The sequence below is a fragment of the SAR86 cluster bacterium genome, assembly GCA_029268615.1.
In the GTDB taxonomy this organism is placed as follows: domain Bacteria; phylum Pseudomonadota; class Gammaproteobacteria; order Magnimaribacterales; family Magnimaribacteraceae; genus JAQWNM01.
Window position 1 is genome coordinate 335,042 of record JAQWNM010000010.1, and the last position, 16,066, is coordinate 351,107.

16 protein-coding genes and 1 tRNA gene are annotated in these 16,066 nt (G+C 33.5%); 7 read left to right on the forward strand and 10 right to left on the reverse strand.

Annotation, left to right across the window (positions count from 1 at the left end; genetic code table 11):
- Positions 1-19 precede the first annotated feature (19 nt).
- On the reverse strand, positions 20-1,843 hold the full coding sequence (thiC, locus tag P8J93_06165) for a phosphomethylpyrimidine synthase ThiC (protein MDG2061380.1): 1,824 nt from the start codon (positions 1,841-1,843) through the stop codon (positions 20-22).
- Between the two features lie 206 nt (positions 1,844-2,049).
- Between thiC and P8J93_06170 the strand changes: the two genes are divergently transcribed.
- Together P8J93_06170 and mutM are read left to right on the forward strand one after the other, a co-directional pair.
- Positions 2,050-3,390 carry a TolC family outer membrane protein gene (locus P8J93_06170; GenBank protein ID MDG2061381.1) on the forward strand — a complete coding sequence of 447 codons (1,341 nt, stop codon included), beginning with the start codon at positions 2,050-2,052 and terminating at the stop codon, positions 3,388-3,390.
- Between the two features lie 2 nt (positions 3,391-3,392).
- Positions 3,393-4,208 carry a bifunctional DNA-formamidopyrimidine glycosylase/DNA-(apurinic or apyrimidinic site) lyase gene (gene mutM, locus P8J93_06175; protein MDG2061382.1) on the forward strand — a complete coding sequence of 272 codons (816 nt, stop codon included), beginning with the start codon at positions 3,393-3,395 and terminating at the stop codon, positions 4,206-4,208.
- A gap of 27 nt (positions 4,209-4,235) precedes the next feature.
- Here mutM and P8J93_06180 read toward each other — a convergent pair whose 3' ends face one another.
- The 8 genes from P8J93_06180 to coaD form a co-directional block, all read right to left on the reverse strand.
- Positions 4,236-5,240, reverse strand: a complete 1,005-nt coding sequence (locus tag P8J93_06180) for a glycosyltransferase (GenBank protein ID MDG2061383.1) — start codon at positions 5,238-5,240, stop codon at positions 4,236-4,238.
- A gap of 4 nt (positions 5,241-5,244) precedes the next feature.
- Positions 5,245-6,222 carry an NAD-dependent epimerase/dehydratase family protein gene (locus tag P8J93_06185; GenBank protein ID MDG2061384.1) on the reverse strand — a complete coding sequence of 326 codons (978 nt, stop codon included), beginning with the start codon at positions 6,220-6,222 and terminating at the stop codon, positions 5,245-5,247.
- 25 nt (positions 6,223-6,247) lie between these two features.
- Positions 6,248-7,162, reverse strand: a complete 915-nt coding sequence (locus P8J93_06190; GenBank protein MDG2061385.1) for a transketolase C-terminal domain-containing protein — start codon at positions 7,160-7,162, stop codon at positions 6,248-6,250.
- On the reverse strand, positions 7,159-7,920 hold the full coding sequence (locus P8J93_06195; protein ID MDG2061386.1) for a transketolase: 762 nt from the start codon (positions 7,918-7,920) through the stop codon (positions 7,159-7,161). Before P8J93_06195 ends, P8J93_06190 begins: the two co-directional genes overlap by 4 nt.
- A gap of 60 nt (positions 7,921-7,980) precedes the next feature.
- Entirely contained in the window at positions 7,981-9,183 is a 1,203-nt protein-coding gene (locus tag P8J93_06200; protein MDG2061387.1) for a DegT/DnrJ/EryC1/StrS family aminotransferase, read from the reverse strand.
- A 100-nt stretch (positions 9,184-9,283) separates the two neighbouring features.
- On the reverse strand, positions 9,284-10,360 hold the full coding sequence (rfbG, locus tag P8J93_06205; protein ID MDG2061388.1) for a CDP-glucose 4,6-dehydratase: 1,077 nt from the start codon (positions 10,358-10,360) through the stop codon (positions 9,284-9,286).
- Between the two features lie 51 nt (positions 10,361-10,411).
- Entirely contained in the window at positions 10,412-11,182 is a 771-nt protein-coding gene (gene rfbF / locus P8J93_06210; protein ID MDG2061389.1) for a glucose-1-phosphate cytidylyltransferase, read from the reverse strand.
- Positions 11,179-11,658 (reverse strand): pantetheine-phosphate adenylyltransferase, encoded by a 480-nt coding sequence (coaD, locus tag P8J93_06215; protein MDG2061390.1) that lies wholly within the window; start codon positions 11,656-11,658, stop codon positions 11,179-11,181. The genes rfbF and coaD overlap by 4 nt, the downstream gene beginning before the upstream one ends.
- A 379-nt stretch (positions 11,659-12,037) precedes the next feature.
- Here coaD and P8J93_06220 point away from each other — a divergent pair, with 379 nt between their 5' ends.
- Genes P8J93_06220 through P8J93_06230 form a run of 3 tightly spaced genes read left to right on the forward strand, consistent with a single transcriptional unit; the run spans position 12,038 to position 14,441 of the window.
- Positions 12,038-12,457 carry a rubrerythrin family protein gene (locus P8J93_06220; protein MDG2061391.1) on the forward strand — a complete coding sequence of 140 codons (420 nt, stop codon included), beginning with the start codon at positions 12,038-12,040 and terminating at the stop codon, positions 12,455-12,457.
- A 52-nt stretch (positions 12,458-12,509) separates the two neighbouring features.
- Positions 12,510-13,856, forward strand: a complete 1,347-nt coding sequence (locus P8J93_06225; GenBank protein MDG2061392.1) for a heterodisulfide reductase-related iron-sulfur binding cluster — start codon at positions 12,510-12,512, stop codon at positions 13,854-13,856.
- 3 nt (positions 13,857-13,859) lie between these two features.
- Complete coding sequence (locus P8J93_06230) at positions 13,860-14,441, forward strand: DUF3501 family protein (protein MDG2061393.1); 582 nt, start codon at positions 13,860-13,862, stop codon at positions 14,439-14,441.
- A gap of 17 nt (positions 14,442-14,458) precedes the next feature.
- On the opposite strand, the gene P8J93_06235 is transcribed toward P8J93_06230, so the two are convergent.
- Positions 14,459-15,439 (reverse strand): M48 family metalloprotease, encoded by a 981-nt coding sequence (locus tag P8J93_06235; GenBank protein MDG2061394.1) that lies wholly within the window; start codon positions 15,437-15,439, stop codon positions 14,459-14,461.
- Between the two features lie 82 nt (positions 15,440-15,521).
- On the opposite strand from P8J93_06235, the gene P8J93_06240 reads away from it, so the two are divergent.
- Both P8J93_06240 and P8J93_06245 read left to right on the forward strand, forming a co-directional pair.
- A tRNA-Lys gene (locus tag P8J93_06240) sits at positions 15,522-15,594 on the forward strand.
- 262 nt (positions 15,595-15,856) lie between these two features.
- On the forward strand, positions 15,857-16,066 hold a 210-nt coding region (locus P8J93_06245; GenBank protein MDG2061395.1), incomplete at its 3' end, for a hypothetical protein.

Consider the following 16,066-nt stretch of genomic DNA (forward strand, 5'->3'; position numbering starts at 1 on the left):
TTTATCTCCTTTTTTTTAATTATACTTCTTGGTATATTTTAGAACCTTTCTTCTTAAATTCCGATGATTTATCTATCAAACCTCTTTCTATATCAGAATCTACTGAATTAATAATATTTTCATTCTTAGCTGCATAATCTCTAACTTCTTGGGTAATTTTCATAGAACAAAATTTTGGTCCACACATAGAACAAAAATGAGCTACCTTTGCTGAATCTTTTGGCAAGGTTTCATCATGGTATGATCTCGCTGTATCAGGATCTAGCCCCAAATTAAACTGATCTTCCCATCTAAATTCAAATCTTGCTTTTGATAAAGTATTATCCCTCAGTTGAGACGCTGGATGCCCTTTGGCTAAATCTCCAGCATGAGCTGCTATTCTGTAAGCGATTAATCCTTGTTTAACATCTTCTTTATTAGGTAAGCCAAGATGTTCTTTGGGAGTAACATAACAGAGCATTGCACACCCATACCAGCCGATCATAGCAGCTCCTATTGCTGAAGTTATATGATCGTAGCCAGGAGCAATATCTGTAGTTAGCGGTCCTAATGTATAAAAAGGGGCTTCATCACAAATGTCTAATTGTTTTTCCATATTCTCTTTGATCATTTGCATTGATACATGCCCTGGGCCTTCTATCATAGTTTGTACGTCATGCTTCCAAGCTATTTTTGTAAGCTCCCCTAGAGTTTCTAATTCAGAAAATTGGGCCTCATCATTAGCATCAGCGATTGAACCAGGTCTTAATCCATCTCCTAATGAAAAAGAAACATCGTATGCCTTCATAATCTCACAAATTTCTTCAAAATTTGTATAAAGAAAATTTTCTTTATGGTGCGAAAGACACCACTTAGCTAATATAGAGCCTCCTCTTGAAACGATCCCAGTTAACCTTTTAGCAGATAAAGGAACATATCTTAATAAAACTCCTGCATGGATAGTAAAATAGTCTACTCCTTGCTCCGCCTGTTCTATTAAAGTATCCCTATAAATTGACCAGTTCAGGTCTTCAGCTACACCTCCAACCTTTTCTAAGGCTTGATAAATGGGAACCGTACCAATAGGAACGCAAGAATTCCTAATGATCCATTCTCTTGTTTGATGAATATTCTTGCCTGTTGAAAGGTCCATTACTGTATCTCCTCCCCACCTAGTTGACCAAGTCATCTTATGAACTTCTTCTTCTATAGAAGAAGTTACAGCAGAATTTCCAATGTTAGCATTTACCTTTATTTTAAAATTTCTACCAATAATCATAGGTTCTGATTCAGGATGATTAATATTTGAAGGAATAATTGCCCTCCCTTTAGCAACTTCATCTCTAACGAATTCTGGAGTAATTTCATCTGGAATAGTCAATCCAAAAGATTCTCCTTTGTGCCTTTCAACTAGTAAACCTTTTTCCTTTGCCTCGGCTAATCCTTGATTTTCTCTTATCGCTATATACTCCATCTCAGAAGTTATGATTCCTTTTCGAGCATAATGCATTTGGGTAACATTGTGTCCTTTCTTAGCAATCCTAGGAGCTGGAATGTCTGGAAAAGTTAATTTATAAAGATCGAAATCACTAGCTTGATTTTTTGCAAAAGTGGAGGTTCTGTCCTTTAGTATTTCTGTATCACCCCTCCTTTCTATCCATGGCTGTCTAATGGGCTCAAGACCTTTGGTAAGATCTACGTCTTTATTTGAATCAGTGTAAGGACCAGAAGTATCATAAACCAAAATAGAGGGGTTCTTTTCTGGAACGTCATTAGTTAAAGTATCTGTTTGATCTATCTCTCGCATCGCAACTCGAATATCAGGTCTACTACCTTCTAGATATACTTTCTTTGAACCTGCTATTGGATCGGATGTATCTTTGTCTACGCCTGACGGAACTTGGTTTGAATTTTTCTTTTTAATAGAGTTAGCCACTTAATTATTAAATTTAATTTATAGTTAATAGGAGCTAACAATAGCATATTATAGAGTTAGATTTTATTATAAATTAGGATGAAATAGCGACTAGGTGTTATACTTTACTAATACACCTTACTTAGAGGAAAGAAATGGTAAAATATATTTTTCTTAGAAATAAATTTCTTATAGTTTTTGTTATCTCTCTGATATCAAGAAATATTCAAGCTGAAGATCTTTCTGATATTTATGAAATGGCCTTACAAAATGATCCCATCTTAAAAGCCACAGAAGCTTCTTATAGAGCGGGTAAAGAATCAGGGTCTCAGGGCTTGGCAGGCCTTCTTCCAACACTTCAAGTTACTGGATCCACAACTTGGAATGAGTATAGATTAGAAGATGTAAAATTAGATGAATATAACTCAAATGGATATGTTGGCTCCATAAATCAACCTCTTTTTAGATTAGATAAGTGGTTCCAATTCAAAAAAGGCAAGGCCCTATCTAAACAAGCAGAAGCAACATTTGCTTTCCAGCAACAAGAAAGTATGATCAGAATTGCAACTAATTATTTTAATGTTTTAAACGCAATTGATAGTCTCAATGCATCTAAAGCTCAAGAAAAAGCTATTGGTAGACAAAGAGATCTTGCTAAAAAAAGATTCGATGTTGGTTTAGCGGCAATAACTGAACTTCATGAAACACAAGCTGCATATGATCTTTCAGTTGTATCAAAAATTGCTAGAGAAGCTCAACTAGATTATGCCAAGGAATCTCTTTCAGCGATAATAGGAGGACCTTTACCCCTATTAGCTCCTTTATCTCCTGAATTTAAAATTGACTTACCCAATCCCTTAGTTAGAGAAGAGTGGGTAAAAATAGGCTTACAAAATAATTACCAATTAAAGGCAGCAAAATTAAATAGAGATGCTGCAAAAAATACAGCTAGATCAAAAGGATCAGCCCATCTTCCAAATATTGATATAGTTGGAAGAGTATCAAAAAATACTAGTGACCAAGGTAAATTTGGTGGATTTATTCCAAATCCCCAATCTGGCCTAGAATCTGATAACAGAAACTATGCAATCCAAGTAACGCTGCCTATTTTTAGCGGAGGAGGAATAAGTTCTGCAAGAAGACAGGCCTATGCTCTATATGATAAGAGTAAAGAAGATGCCTTATATACCGAAAGATCTACTATTAAAGAGATTCGATCAAATCATTTTAACGTTCAAACGCAAGTGGCAAATGTCAAGGCAAGGAAACAAGCTTTAACTTCGTCAAAATCAGCCTTAGAAGCAACGCAAACTGGATATGAAGTAGGTACAAGAAATATTGTTGATTTATTAGAAGCCCAAAAGAGACTATATGATTCTGAGACTGATTATGCTAGTTCTAGATATGAATATATTATTTCAATGCTAAGATTAAAAGCTTCTGTTGGATCATTAAGTCCTAATGATTTACAAAAAATAAGCACCCAAATGAAATAATTGTGCCTGAGCTTCCTGAAGTTGAGACAACTCTTAGAGGCATAGAACCTTTTATTCTTAATAAGAAAATTAGCTGCATAGAAGTTAGGAAATCTAAATTAAGATGGCCCATACCTTCCAAAATTTTAGAAAAAAACCTTTTGAAAGAATCTTTCACTTCTATTCATAGAAGAGGTAAATACCTAATTCTAAAAAGTAAGAATGGATATTTACTTATTCACTTGGGCATGTCAGGTTATTTAAAGGCTTTAGATTATGAAACTCATATACAGAAACATGACCACTTTGATATAAAATTTGAAGATAATTCATTACTAAGATTCAATGATCAAAGGCGTTTTGGGTCAATACTATGGACTAAATCTCCAGAATCTCATCCATTATTAATAAATTTAGGACCTGAACCTTTAGGAAATAATTTCTCAGGAGAATATCTTCATCAAGCTTCTCGAAAAAGACAAGTGAATATTAAAAACTTTATCATGAATTCAAAAATTGTTGTCGGGGTGGGAAATATTTATGCAAATGAAGCTTTATTTATTTCTAAAATAAAACCAATGAAGAAGGCTGGAACCATAAATTTATCAATGTACCAAGATTTGGCCAATTCAATCAAAACTATATTACGTCAGGCCATTGATGACGGAGGAACAACTCTCAAAGATTTTAGAGGAGCAGATAATAAGCCAGGCTACTTCAAGCAACATCTCCAAGTTTATGGTAGAGGCGGCGAAAAGTGTCTGGCATGCAAGAGTATTCTCAAAGAAATCCGCCTTTCCAATAGAAGCTCAGTTTATTGTGCTAAATGCCAAAAATAATACTTCTTGCTTACCTATTAACAATAATTAGTCCTTATTTATAAAGCTTTCATCAAAATATAAAGACCTACCCTTACCAGACAGTTTATCTAAAATTAGATTAAAAAACTTTCTACCCAATTCAGGAAAGGTTGAAATTATCAAAGAAAGATAATTTCTTAAATTAAATATTTGTTTAATATCAAGTTTAATAGCTTTATAAACCCTTTTCCTTACATACTCTTTATCCATAGAATCACTAAGTCTGATATTTTCCCAAGAGCCTATGCTGTAGTTAAGCGCCCTCAACCTAAATAGTGCTTTAGTTCCATTGTCAGGAAAATCTTGGATATGACTTAATCTCTCTAAACACTGGTCTTGAATTTCTAAATTCTTTTTAGAAAACCATCGAGCATTCTTTTCATGCACTCTCATAACAACTAAAGGGGTGGATGAATAAAAAAATTTATAAGCTAAAGAAAATTTAATATAAATACTCTCTCCTTCTGTAAATAAATCATTATAAAAAGGATATCTCTCAAAGCACTCTCTTCTTGCTAAAGGAGAGATCGGATTTATAAACCCTTTTGAATAATAATTTTTCAGGATTTCAATTAAAGCTTCTCCATGAACCTCTAGAGAAGTTTCTAAAGTCTGGACCTTAGTATCCTGATTAAGACTGAAACCAGGTCCATGGACCACCCCCCATTCTTCAGAAAGATTCCTAAAGATATTTAGTTGATCTTCTAGCTTATTGGGTAAGTAATAATCATCTCCATAAAGAATTGATATAAATTCACCTCTGGACTCTTTGAATGCTTGATTCGACCTTAGAGTAACAAATTCATTAGATTCATAAGCCAAAACTTTGACTCTTGGATCAGAAATATATTCTTTTAAAATATCTTTAGTCCCATCTGAAGAACCGTTATCACTGATAATTAATTCCCAATCTTCATAGGACTGCGAAAAAACACTTTCTATGCAATCTTTTAAATAATTAGCTTGATTGTAAGTTAATAAAATTATGGATACTTTGGGATGCTTTTTCATTATTTTACTTTATAGATTTCAAATAAGATGAAACGCATAGTATTTGATCATCAATAGAGACTTCATCAACATCTGTAAGTTCTACTAAAGACAAATAATCATTTCTCTTACCCACATATACATCTTCAGGAAAATTAAGGTCCACTAAAGGCCTATCGATTTTTGCCTTAGGGTTAATACTATCTATGATTTTTTTTGCCAAATCTGAGATTTCAAAGTTCTCCTTTCCTGCAGTATCAAAAATTTTAATTTCAGACACAGGTGGAGAAGAAAATAAAGAGAAAATAACAGACATAAGTTCAGAAATAGAAATAAAAGATCTAATCACTTTATTAGAAGAATTTATTTTTAAAGTGTCTCCTCGGAGAGCTTGATCTATTAATGAAGAAAACATGTATAAATGAATCTTACTCACATATGGTCCTGATATATTAAAAACTCTGGGTATAACAACGAGAGCCCCCTCATCAGCTAATTTAGAGAATTTAAGTTCCTCTTCATACTTAAGAGCTCCATAAGTATTTTCATCAAGGTTATCAAATATATCTCCTTGATTGTCATACACTGCTCCTGAAGAGATAGTAACAACCTTCTTGATCTTCTTCTTAAGAGCTTGCAGAAACAAAGTTTCAGATATCAAGCGATTTGTAGAGATATATTCTGTTTTAATTTCTGTAGATAACCTTTCATTTGTAAGGAAAGAAAAGTTAAGTAAAATGTAAGAATTATCTTTAGGTAAGAATTCTATATCCTCTATAGGATCTTGCTTGATCTGGACTCCATTAGCCAGACATAAAGTTTTCTTTGAAGATCCAAAACAAAACACTCTTGAGGAAAAATCGGGCAAAAATCTATGTAAGAGATCTAGAGTAGAAAGCCCAATCCAGCCGCTACCCCCTACAAGGATTATTTTACTTCCTTGATCTAAAAAAGCTGTTTTAGCTTTTCCGGTTAATGTGTGTACATCCCAAAAATTCTTCATATGAAATGTTCAATAAAATAAAAGATCACGAATCAGAATCTAAAAAATCTAATACATTTGATTCTAAAGAAATTAGATCTAATCCATGCTCTCTCAATAGATAATTATAAGACCCACAGAATTCTGAGAACCTATCATTTACTCCGATTCTGTGTAATTTTGTTAGGGGTTCAAGCGATATTATTTCAGCAATAATTGACCCTAGCCCTCCATACACTGAATGCTCTTCTATAGTAACGACCCTCTTATTATTTTTACAAATATCTATCACTTGGTTGGAATTTATAGGCTTTAAGCTTGGAGCGCTAGATAAACCAGAACCTGCAAATTTTTTACAAAGTTTCTGAGCTAAACTAACCATAGAGCCAGTAGCTATAAAATGTAAATCTCCATTAGATTTTTTAATAGGTATCAAGTCTCCCATTGAAAAAGCAACATCCTTTGTATGAATATTTCCAGCATCAGATTTACCAATCCTTAGATATACCGGAGCATTACTTGAATATGATAATTTTATACTTTGTGACATTTCCAATTTATCAGCTGGAGATAAAACTGATAAATTAGGTATGACCCTAGTAACTGCTATATCTTCGGTAGATTGATGGCTTGTTCCTAAATGGCTATAAACAAAACCTGCTCCATCTCCTAAAAAAATTACTGGTAGATTATCATGACATACATCAATCTTGATTTGCTCTAGTACTCTTATAGGGATAAAAGCGCTAAGACCATAAACAAAAGGTTTAAAACCTGCCCTACTAAGACCAGCGGCAACTCCAACCATATTTTGCTCTGCAATTCCCATATTTATATATTGTCTTGGGAAAGATTTTCTAAATTTATCAAAAAGAGTGGCTCCATGATCACCGGTCAATAGAAGAACTTTTGAATCATTTTTGGCGATTCTTTCTAACTCTTGCATAAGTGCTTCTCTCATTTTAAGGCCTCCAACTCCGCAAGAGCTTTTTTGTATAATTTCTCATTTAATCGGGAATAATGCCATTCATTAGAATCTTCCATGAAAGAAATTCCTTTGCCTTTGAGCGTTTCAGCTACGATACCTTTTGGCATTTCACTTTTAGAGTCCCATAAATTTACTATGGTTTGATTGATAAGATCTTCATCATGACCATTTATAGTTTTTACTAAAAATTCAAATGACTTAATTTGATTTTGAATATTATCTTGTCTAATAATTTCACTTGTCTTGCCCATGGCTTGAAAATTATTTTTGTCCACTATGATCATTAAATTGGATAATTTATGATGGCCAGCAAACTGAATAGCTTCCCAAATTGGACCCTCATTTAATTCTCCATCACCGACAACTACATAAGTTTTTTGATCAGTGCCATTCAACTTAGCAGCAAATGCTAAGCCAACAGCAACAGAGAGACCATGACCTAAGGAACCCGAAGAAACTTCTAAGCCTGGCACTCTAGAATCAGAAAGGCCTTTTAATAAAGTTCCATCTGAGAAATAATTTTTTATATCCTCTGAAGAAAGCCAACCTAATTCTTTCATACAGGCATATTGCGCCATAACTCCATGCCCTTTACTCAAAATTAAATAATCCCTATTGGGGTCCTCTCTATCTTCAAAAGAATATCTAAGATGAGATCTATATATTACGGCTAAAATTTCAATAATTGAAAAAGCGCAAGCAATATGAACGGTAGAACCATTAAAAGCCATATCTAAGACTGTTTTTCTTAAATCTAGACAATTAATTGAGTTGTTCACAAGAAAGATAACCTAGTTTTTATCTAAAAATATTTTAATGCTATCATGCACATGACCTAAAAGGTCATCGTCTAAACCATGATGACATGCTAATAAAATCCCTCCTCTCATAACAACATCACTATTTACAAAATCATCAGCTTTTCCTATACAGTCTAAATCCTTAAAGCCTGGCTGCCTAAGAATATTTCCTGTAAAAATTACTCTGGTCTGAATATTTCTTTCTTCCAAAAATATTTGAAGGTCTGTTCTACTAAAATGAGCATTTTCTTTAACTATCAATGGATAAGCCAACCATCCTGTAAAGGCTCCTGGAGTTTCCCTGGGTAAAATGAAAAGATCTTCATGGTTTTTAAAAAATTCATTATGCAAACTGAAATATTTACGTCTTAATTCTAAATTCTTACTAAGTTTATTTAATTGTATTAAACCAAATGCAGCACTAATTTCAGAAGGTTCTAATTGATATCCTAATTCTTCAAAAACAAACTTAGCATCATACTGAATCCCTTCTAACTGTACTTTAAATCTATTTTCAATTGATTCAGAATCTTGAAATATTGAAGAAGCTCTTCCCCATGATCTTAAGAGTTTTGTTTTTCTCAGAATTTCATCATCCGAAGTACATAACATACCTCCATTTCCTGCTCCATTTATTATATGAGAACCATAAAAGCTAGTTATAGAGAGATCTGTATATTTTCCTGGATACTCATCATTAAGAGTAGCTCCCAAAGTATCTGCAGAATCATGTAAGACTAATAAACCATACTTATCAGCTATTTCTCTTATATTCTTCCAATTACATAAATTTCCTAAAAGGTCTGGAGCTAGAATAGCTTTGGTCCTTTTTGTTATAGCTGCCTCAATTGCATCTTCATTTATGCAATAAGTATTTTCTGTAACATCAACAAAAGATGGTTTTAAATTATTTTTAACTAAACAAGCAACTGTAGTAGCAAAAGTTAATGATGGAGTTATAACCTCAGACCCAGCTTCTAAACCCAAAGCCTCAATAGCTAGATATAAAGCCGAAGAACCTGAATTAACCATAAGGCCATGATCCTTTTCAAACAAGCTAGAAATTCTTTCTTCAAAAAGACTTACTTTTGGACCCATCTGTGTCGATGATTTAAGAACCTCTACCACTGCCTCTATTTCTTCATCTCCATGAACAGTGCATCCATATGGAACTCTCGGGAATTCATCTTTCATATTTATTTCTCTAAATTATTAAAATTAAATACATACTATTGGCTTTATATATTTAAAAGAATCGAACTGTACCTAAGCCTGAAAATTTTTCAAATCTTTCTTAAGAATCAGTATTTAAGTAGTCACTTATTTGATTAAATGTTTTATCCAAAGAATCCTTACCAGACATTTCTTCTTTATACCAATCTACTACTTTTTCTATTGTCTCTTTCAAATTCCACTTGGGCTCCCATCCTAACGTTTCTTTTGCTTTATTTATATCTAAACTAAGATTCTTGGCTTCATGATATTTTGCAGAATCAGTAGAAACCCAACTCAAACTTTCACCCCATGAATTACAGAATAAATCAGCTACTTCTGAAACTTTTCTAATATCATCCTTTTGAGGACCAAAATTCCAACAATCTGAAGAGGAAGGACCTTTTTCAAATAATCTTTGTCCCACCATAAGATATCCAATAAGAGGCTCCAATACATGCTGCCATGGACGGGTTGAATGGGGACTCCTGATCTCCATAGAAGATTTTGTAGCAATAGATCTTACAAAATCAGGTATAAGTCTATTTTCTGCATAATCTCCACCCCCTACAACATTCCCTGCACGTGCAGAACCTATAGCTTTACCATGTTCACTATAATGATCCTGAGAAAAGAAAGACCTTTGATAAGAACTTATCACAAGTTCAGCACTTCCTTTGCTTGAACTATATGGGTCATGCCCACCCATTGGGTCAGATTCAACATAACCTCTTTCTAAATCATTATTTTCATAACATTTGTCAGTTGTAATGATTACTCCAGATCTAATAGACTGACTTTGTCTTATTAACTCAAGAATATTTACTGTTCCCATGATATTTGTAGAATAAGTTTCTATCGGATCTTCATAAGATCTTATAACAAGAGGTTGAGCAGCTAAATGCAACAAGATATCCGGAGAGAAATTTTTTTCAAGTTCAATAAGATCATCAAGATTTCTTATATCGCCTTCGTTATGTGAAAGTGAAGCTCTAATGTTCGTTTTATTAAAGAAGCTTTCCTCTTCAGCAGGAAGAGAAAAACCTAAGACATCCGCTTCAAGATATTTTAATAAAGCTGCTAACCAACCACCTTTGAAACCTGTATGCCCAGTTATAAATACTTTCTTTTGTCTCCAAAAATCTTTGTCAAAACTCATAGGAGTATCCAATATAAAATTTAAACTTACTTAAATATTAAGAAGTATAAATTACCAAACTTTCCATGGGGCATCTCCCGAATCCCAAAGAGCCTGCAAATACTTCTTGTCTCTAAGAGTATCCATAGGTTGCCAAAAACCATCATAATCAAACGCTCCCAATTCTCCTTCATTTGCTAATTTCTCTAGCGGCTCTCTTTCCCAGATAGTTTGATCATCATTGATTAAACTGATTACCTCTTTAGAAAGAACAAAAAAACCTCCATTTACTTTGCCTTGTCCTGAAATCGGTTTTTCCTCAAATGTTTTAACTTTCCCGTCTTTTAAAGTTAAAGCTCCGAATCTACTGGGAGGTATTGCAGCAGTTAAAGTAGCTTTTAAGCCTTTATTTTGATGAAATTTAATTAACTCTTTTATATTTATATTAGATAAACCATCTCCGTACGTCATACAAAAAGGCTCATCATCATCCAAATATTTCTCAACTCTTTTTAATCTGCCTCCTGTCATGCTATCTTGCCCTGTATCAACACAAGTCACCTTCCATGGTTCTGAATATTCTTGATGAACTTCAAAAGAATTATTACTCAAATCAAAAGTAATGTCAGAACCATGGAGAAAATAATTAGAGAAATATTCTTTAATGATGTCACCCTTATAGCCACAACAAATAATAAACTCGTTTACGCCGTGAAAATGGTAGAGCTTCATAATATGCCACAGGATTGGTTTGCCTCCGATCTCTACCATTGGCTTTGGTTTTAAATCTGTTTCTTCAGATATCCGAGTTCCTAAACCTCCTGCCAATAATACTGTTTTCATTTCTTAAACTGTTTTTGCAAAGCTTCTTTTACTGATTTCACTACAAAAGGCGTCACATCACCCCCCATTGAAGCAATTTCTCTGACTAGGCTGGAAGACAAGAAGGAATACTTCGCTTTTGGAGTTAAAAATACACTCTCTAATTCTGGCAACATAGCTCTATTCATATTGGCTAATTGGAACTCATACTCAAAATCTGAAACAGCCCTCAAACCTCTTAATAAGACCATAACTTCTTGGCTTCTAGCAAGATCTACTACCAATCCAGTAAAACCTATTACCTTAACTTGATGGTTTCCTTTAAATATTTCTTGGATATGAGAGATTCTTTCTTCTTCTGAAAATAAAGGCTTTTTAGCTTGGCTTGAAGCTACCGCAACTACGACTTCATCAAATAAATTCAAAGCCCTTTCTATAAGATCTATATGACCTAGAGTTATTGGATCAAAAGTTCCAGGATAAAGTGCTTTTGTCACTCATCACCTCCAGCAGGATTATATTTCAAAAAATACATGCAACTAATAAAGATAGTCGGAATCATTCTCATTTTAATAAACAATTGCAAAGAGCATTTAAAGATAACATTTATATTAAAGTAGTGACAAGTTTATTAGAAATAATGAAATTATGATAGCAGCATTACTTTTTATAATTATTATATCGTCAATGGTTTTCTTTATTGCAAAGCAAGATTCATTGATAAAATTTTACATAAATTAAGACTAATTTGTGTACCAATGTTTGATATTCTCATTTATTGAATGAGAATTATTCTTACATTAATAACTAATTTCATTGGCCAATTAAGCTTACCGTATGTTGTACAATTCATTTTTTTGAAATCAAGGAGGCTTTATGTCAGAACTTAAAGGATCAGATACTGAACAAAATTTAAAAGATGCGTTTGCTGGAGAATCTCAAGCAAACAGAAGATATCTCTACTTTGCTGCCAAAGCTGATGTTGAAGGACATAATGATGTCGCGACTGTTTTTAGATCAACAGCTGAAGGGGAAACCGGTCATGCGCATGGTCATCTAGAATATCTTGAGGAAACAGGTGATCCTGCTACTGGACTACCCATAGGTGAAACAAAGTTAAACCTTGAAGCTTCAGTTGCAGGCGAAACTCATGAATACACTGATATGTATCCTGGTATGGCAAAAACTGCTAGAGATGAGGGTTTTGATGAAATAGCAGACTGGTTTGAAACTTTAGCTAAAGCTGAAAGATCTCATGCAAACCGCTTCACTAAAGCTTTAGAAGAGCTTAATTAAATTTATTAGATTTATATCAAAGATACGTGGTACGTATCTTTGATAGAGTCTTATGTCAGATATTTTCTCAAAAAAAGAGGGGGGTCTTGATGCCCCTACTCGCAATCCTGTGAAATGGAAAGATGTGTCATTTTATGAAAAGAATGAGTTTCTAGAGGAATCTGAAAGAGTTTATGATGTTTGTCACACTTGCAGAAGATGTGTCAGCCTATGTGAATCTTTCCCAACACTCTTTGATTTAATTGATGAATCAAAAACATATGAATTAGATAGTGTGGACAAGGAAGATTTTCAAAAAGTGGTTGATGAATGTTACATGTGCGACCTTTGCTATCAAACTAAATGTCCTTATGTTCCTCCGCATCCTTGGGCAATTGATTTTCCTCATCTTATGTTACGAGGTAAAGCTATAGCCTTTAAAGAGAAACAAAAATCTCTTCTGAAAAGATTCAGAGATAAAATATTGACTTCAACGGATACCCTTGGGAAAGTCATGAAAATCCCTTTAGTAGATATCACTTATGATTGGTTCGTGAAAAACCCTTCAATTAAGAAAAAGATAGCTCCTCTCTTAGGAGTTCATGCTGATGCACCATTTCCAAAATTTGATAAAACCGTTTTAAATTATACACCCAGGCCTGTTAAAGAAACTAAAATAGCTGGTCCAACTACTGGCAAAGTATCTATATTTGCGGGCTGTTACTGCAGAAATAATGAACCAGGTATAGCTAATGATTTAAAAGCAGTTCTTGAGCATAACAATATAGAAGTAAAATTCATGATAGATGAAAAATGCTGCGGTATGCCAAAATTAGACCTAGGGGACTTGGAATCTGTTGAAAAGTCCATGCTACATAACCTACCGTTATTATTGAAAGAAATATCTCAAGGATTTGATGTCATCTCTTTAGTACCTTCTTGTGTATTGATGTTCAAACAAGAATTACCATTAATTTTTTCTGAGAATGAAGATCTTCAGAACATTAAAAAACATATATTTGATCCATTTGAATACTTGTCTTTCAGAGATGAAGCTGGTCTGCTTGAAAAAGATTTTAAGTCGTCTCTAGGTAAAATCTCCTATCAAGTGGCCTGTCATCAACGTGTACAAAATATAGGCCCTAAAACAAAAAACTTACTTGAAATGATTCCTGAAACACAAGTTGAAACTATAGAAAGATGTTCTGGTCATGATGGAACTTATGCAGTGAAAAAAGAAACTCACAAGAATTCTGTTAAAATAGCAAGACCTGTATCTAATAAAGTTGATAAAGCAGAGCCTGACTACTTAACAAGTGACTGCCCCTTGGCTGCAGAACAGATTAAACATGTCTCAAAAAGTAAGCCAGATAGCGCTCATCCTATATCATTGTTAAAGAAAGCTTATGGAATGGAGTAAAAAATGACCTTAAAAAGAGAAGATTTACTGAGTTTAGAAGACTACAGCGAACAGCGTGAAAAAATGCGTTCCGACGTTATTCTTTTAAAAAAGAATCGATTGATACAAATTGGGGATAATGTAAGTCTTTTATTTGAAAATAGAGAAACTATTCAGTACCAAGTTCAGGAAATGTTACGAATAGAGAAAATTTTTGAAGTACAAGATATTCAAGAAGAGCTTAGTGCTTATAACCCTTTAATTCCTTCGGGATTAAACTTAAAAGCTACTATGCTTATTGAATTTCCTGAGGAAAATTTAAGAAGACAACGCTTAAAGGAAATGCATCTTGTAGAAGACAAAGTTTGGATGCAAATTGGAGAAAGCGATAGAGTATTTGCAGTAGCGGATGAGGATATGGATCGATCAAATGAAGAGAAAACATCTGCCGTTCATTTTTTAAGGTTTGAATTTACTAAATCTATGATTGAATCTTTCAAAGAAGGTCAATCCTTATACGCAGGTATAAATCATCCTAAATATAATGTCCGAACTAAGGAAGTCGATAAAGCAACTTTAAATTCTCTTTGCTCTGACTTTGCATAGTCATTATTTCTGATTTCTTATTGGATAATCATATAAGAAGGTTTAAATCTTTCTCCTCTCATTGTTTCTTGCATCCTAGAAAAATAATCTGTTCGAGAAGCATCATCATAATTAACTAATTTTAAACAATTTTTGAGTTGATAAAATTTCCTCTTATTTTTAAAATCTTCACAAATATTTTTGATAAAGTCAGTATGGACTTTTTTAAATTCTTTAAGATTAAAATCGTAGCCAGCCAATCTATCAGGACCGGAGGGATGAGTTCTAAAAAAACTATCTTCAGTTTCTTTATTTAAAGTTACTTTTAAAATTGCGTTTCTAGCAATATTCATATCTAGCCATGCATTTTGCAAGATTAAAAGAGCTGTATAGTCAGCTTCAGATTCTTGCAAAGCGCTGTAAAAGTAATTTTTTCCGATCGTCTCTCCTACCGTCTCGCCAACGTAAGCTCCATAATCAATTACTGTTCCAAGAACGCTTCCACTGCCAGCAATAGGGGCTGCAACTCCTACTATGGCGATCCCTAAAACCTGACCAGTTAGATTCCCTATTGAAGCATTTCTTTTTGCAAAATCTAGATGACTATTAATATGATGGGCTAGCTCATGAGCAACAATAAAAGCTACTTCTTCTACTGTGGTAACTTTATCAAAAATTCCAGAATAAATTATAACAGTGGGTATCCCTCCTGTTTCTGTGGAAAAAGCATTAAATTTTTTATTTTCTACCACTCTAAATATAAATTTACATCGTTCTGGGGTTCTAGAATATTCTTTGCAAAACCACGTACTACTGGGCAAAATCTTACCAATTGCTGTATTTAAAATTCTTAGCTGTTCTTTCTTTTCCATTTTTAGAATTTTTTTGGGAACATAGTTATTAATCTCAATTTCAGCTTTTTGAATAGCCTCTGAAGAAAGGGTCACAGGCTTAGTGATATTAAGTGTTGCGCAACTATTGATAATTAATACACATAAAGTAATAAAGGCAATTTTCATGAATAAATAATCCCATATTTTGTTCCATATAATAAGCTATGAATCAATTAACAACAGAAATATAAGATATAATTTTTAAAATGCCTCCTTAGCTCAGTTGGTAGAGCAGATGACTCTTAATCATTTGGTCGAAGGTTCGAATCCTTCAGGGGGCACTCAATTTCATAAAGCCTTTTATATAAACCTTTCAAGGCTATTTTATAAATAATGTCGGCATAGGAGATATATTTGTCGGCATATAGTGTCGGAATATTGTCAGCATATTTCCCCTTATTTATATCTCTGCTCGTGCATTAACCTCTTTTTTTTGTGTAAAGCCTACGCAGGAGCACCTACCCATACCTACCATTAATTAGTGTATAGATTTTTTTTCTATTTTAGCTAAAGAAATAAAACTTTTTTAGTTATAGTAGAGGCATGTCTTTTTGGTCTGTTAGGAACTTTCTTTTTTTTACGATAGTATTTCTAAGCACTAATATCTATTCTGCCTTTTCTTCTGATAAATTATTAGTTACAGAAGGAGAATCTATTCTACTAACATGGTCCTCAACAGCATCTAGTTGTACAGCATATGATGATTGGACCGGAATGAAATCTGGCTCTGGAAGTGAATCTATTGTTGTTTCT

Excerpts from the sequence above, each read along its gene's own strand:
- P8J93_06225 (MDG2061392.1), top strand. The coding sequence starts at position 12,510 with ATGTCAGATATTTTCTCAAAAAAAGAGGGGGGTCTTGATGCCCCTACT.
- P8J93_06195 (MDG2061386.1), bottom strand. The coding sequence starts at position 7,920 with ATGGCTTTTAATGGTTCTACCGTTCATATTGCTTGCGCTTTTTCAATT.
- P8J93_06235 (MDG2061394.1), bottom strand. The coding sequence starts at position 15,439 with ATGAAAATTGCCTTTATTACTTTATGTGTATTAATTATCAATAGTTGC.
- P8J93_06185 (MDG2061384.1), bottom strand. The coding sequence starts at position 6,222 with ATGAAGAATTTTTGGGATGTACACACATTAACCGGAAAAGCTAAAACA.
- P8J93_06230 (MDG2061393.1), top strand. The coding sequence starts at position 13,860 with ATGACCTTAAAAAGAGAAGATTTACTGAGTTTAGAAGACTACAGCGAA.
- rfbG (MDG2061388.1), bottom strand. The coding sequence starts at position 10,360 with ATGAGTTTTGACAAAGATTTTTGGAGACAAAAGAAAGTATTTATAACT.
- P8J93_06190 (MDG2061385.1), bottom strand. The coding sequence starts at position 7,162 with ATGAGAGAAGCACTTATGCAAGAGTTAGAAAGAATCGCCAAAAATGAT.
- P8J93_06170 (MDG2061381.1), top strand. The coding sequence starts at position 2,050 with ATGGTAAAATATATTTTTCTTAGAAATAAATTTCTTATAGTTTTTGTT.
- rfbF (MDG2061389.1), bottom strand. The coding sequence starts at position 11,182 with ATGAAAACAGTATTATTGGCAGGAGGTTTAGGAACTCGGATATCTGAA.
- P8J93_06180 (MDG2061383.1), bottom strand. The coding sequence starts at position 5,240 with ATGAAAAAGCATCCCAAAGTATCCATAATTTTATTAACTTACAATCAA.
- P8J93_06200 (MDG2061387.1), bottom strand. The coding sequence starts at position 9,183 with ATGAAAGATGAATTCCCGAGAGTTCCATATGGATGCACTGTTCATGGA.
- P8J93_06220 (MDG2061391.1), top strand. The coding sequence starts at position 12,038 with ATGTCAGAACTTAAAGGATCAGATACTGAACAAAATTTAAAAGATGCG.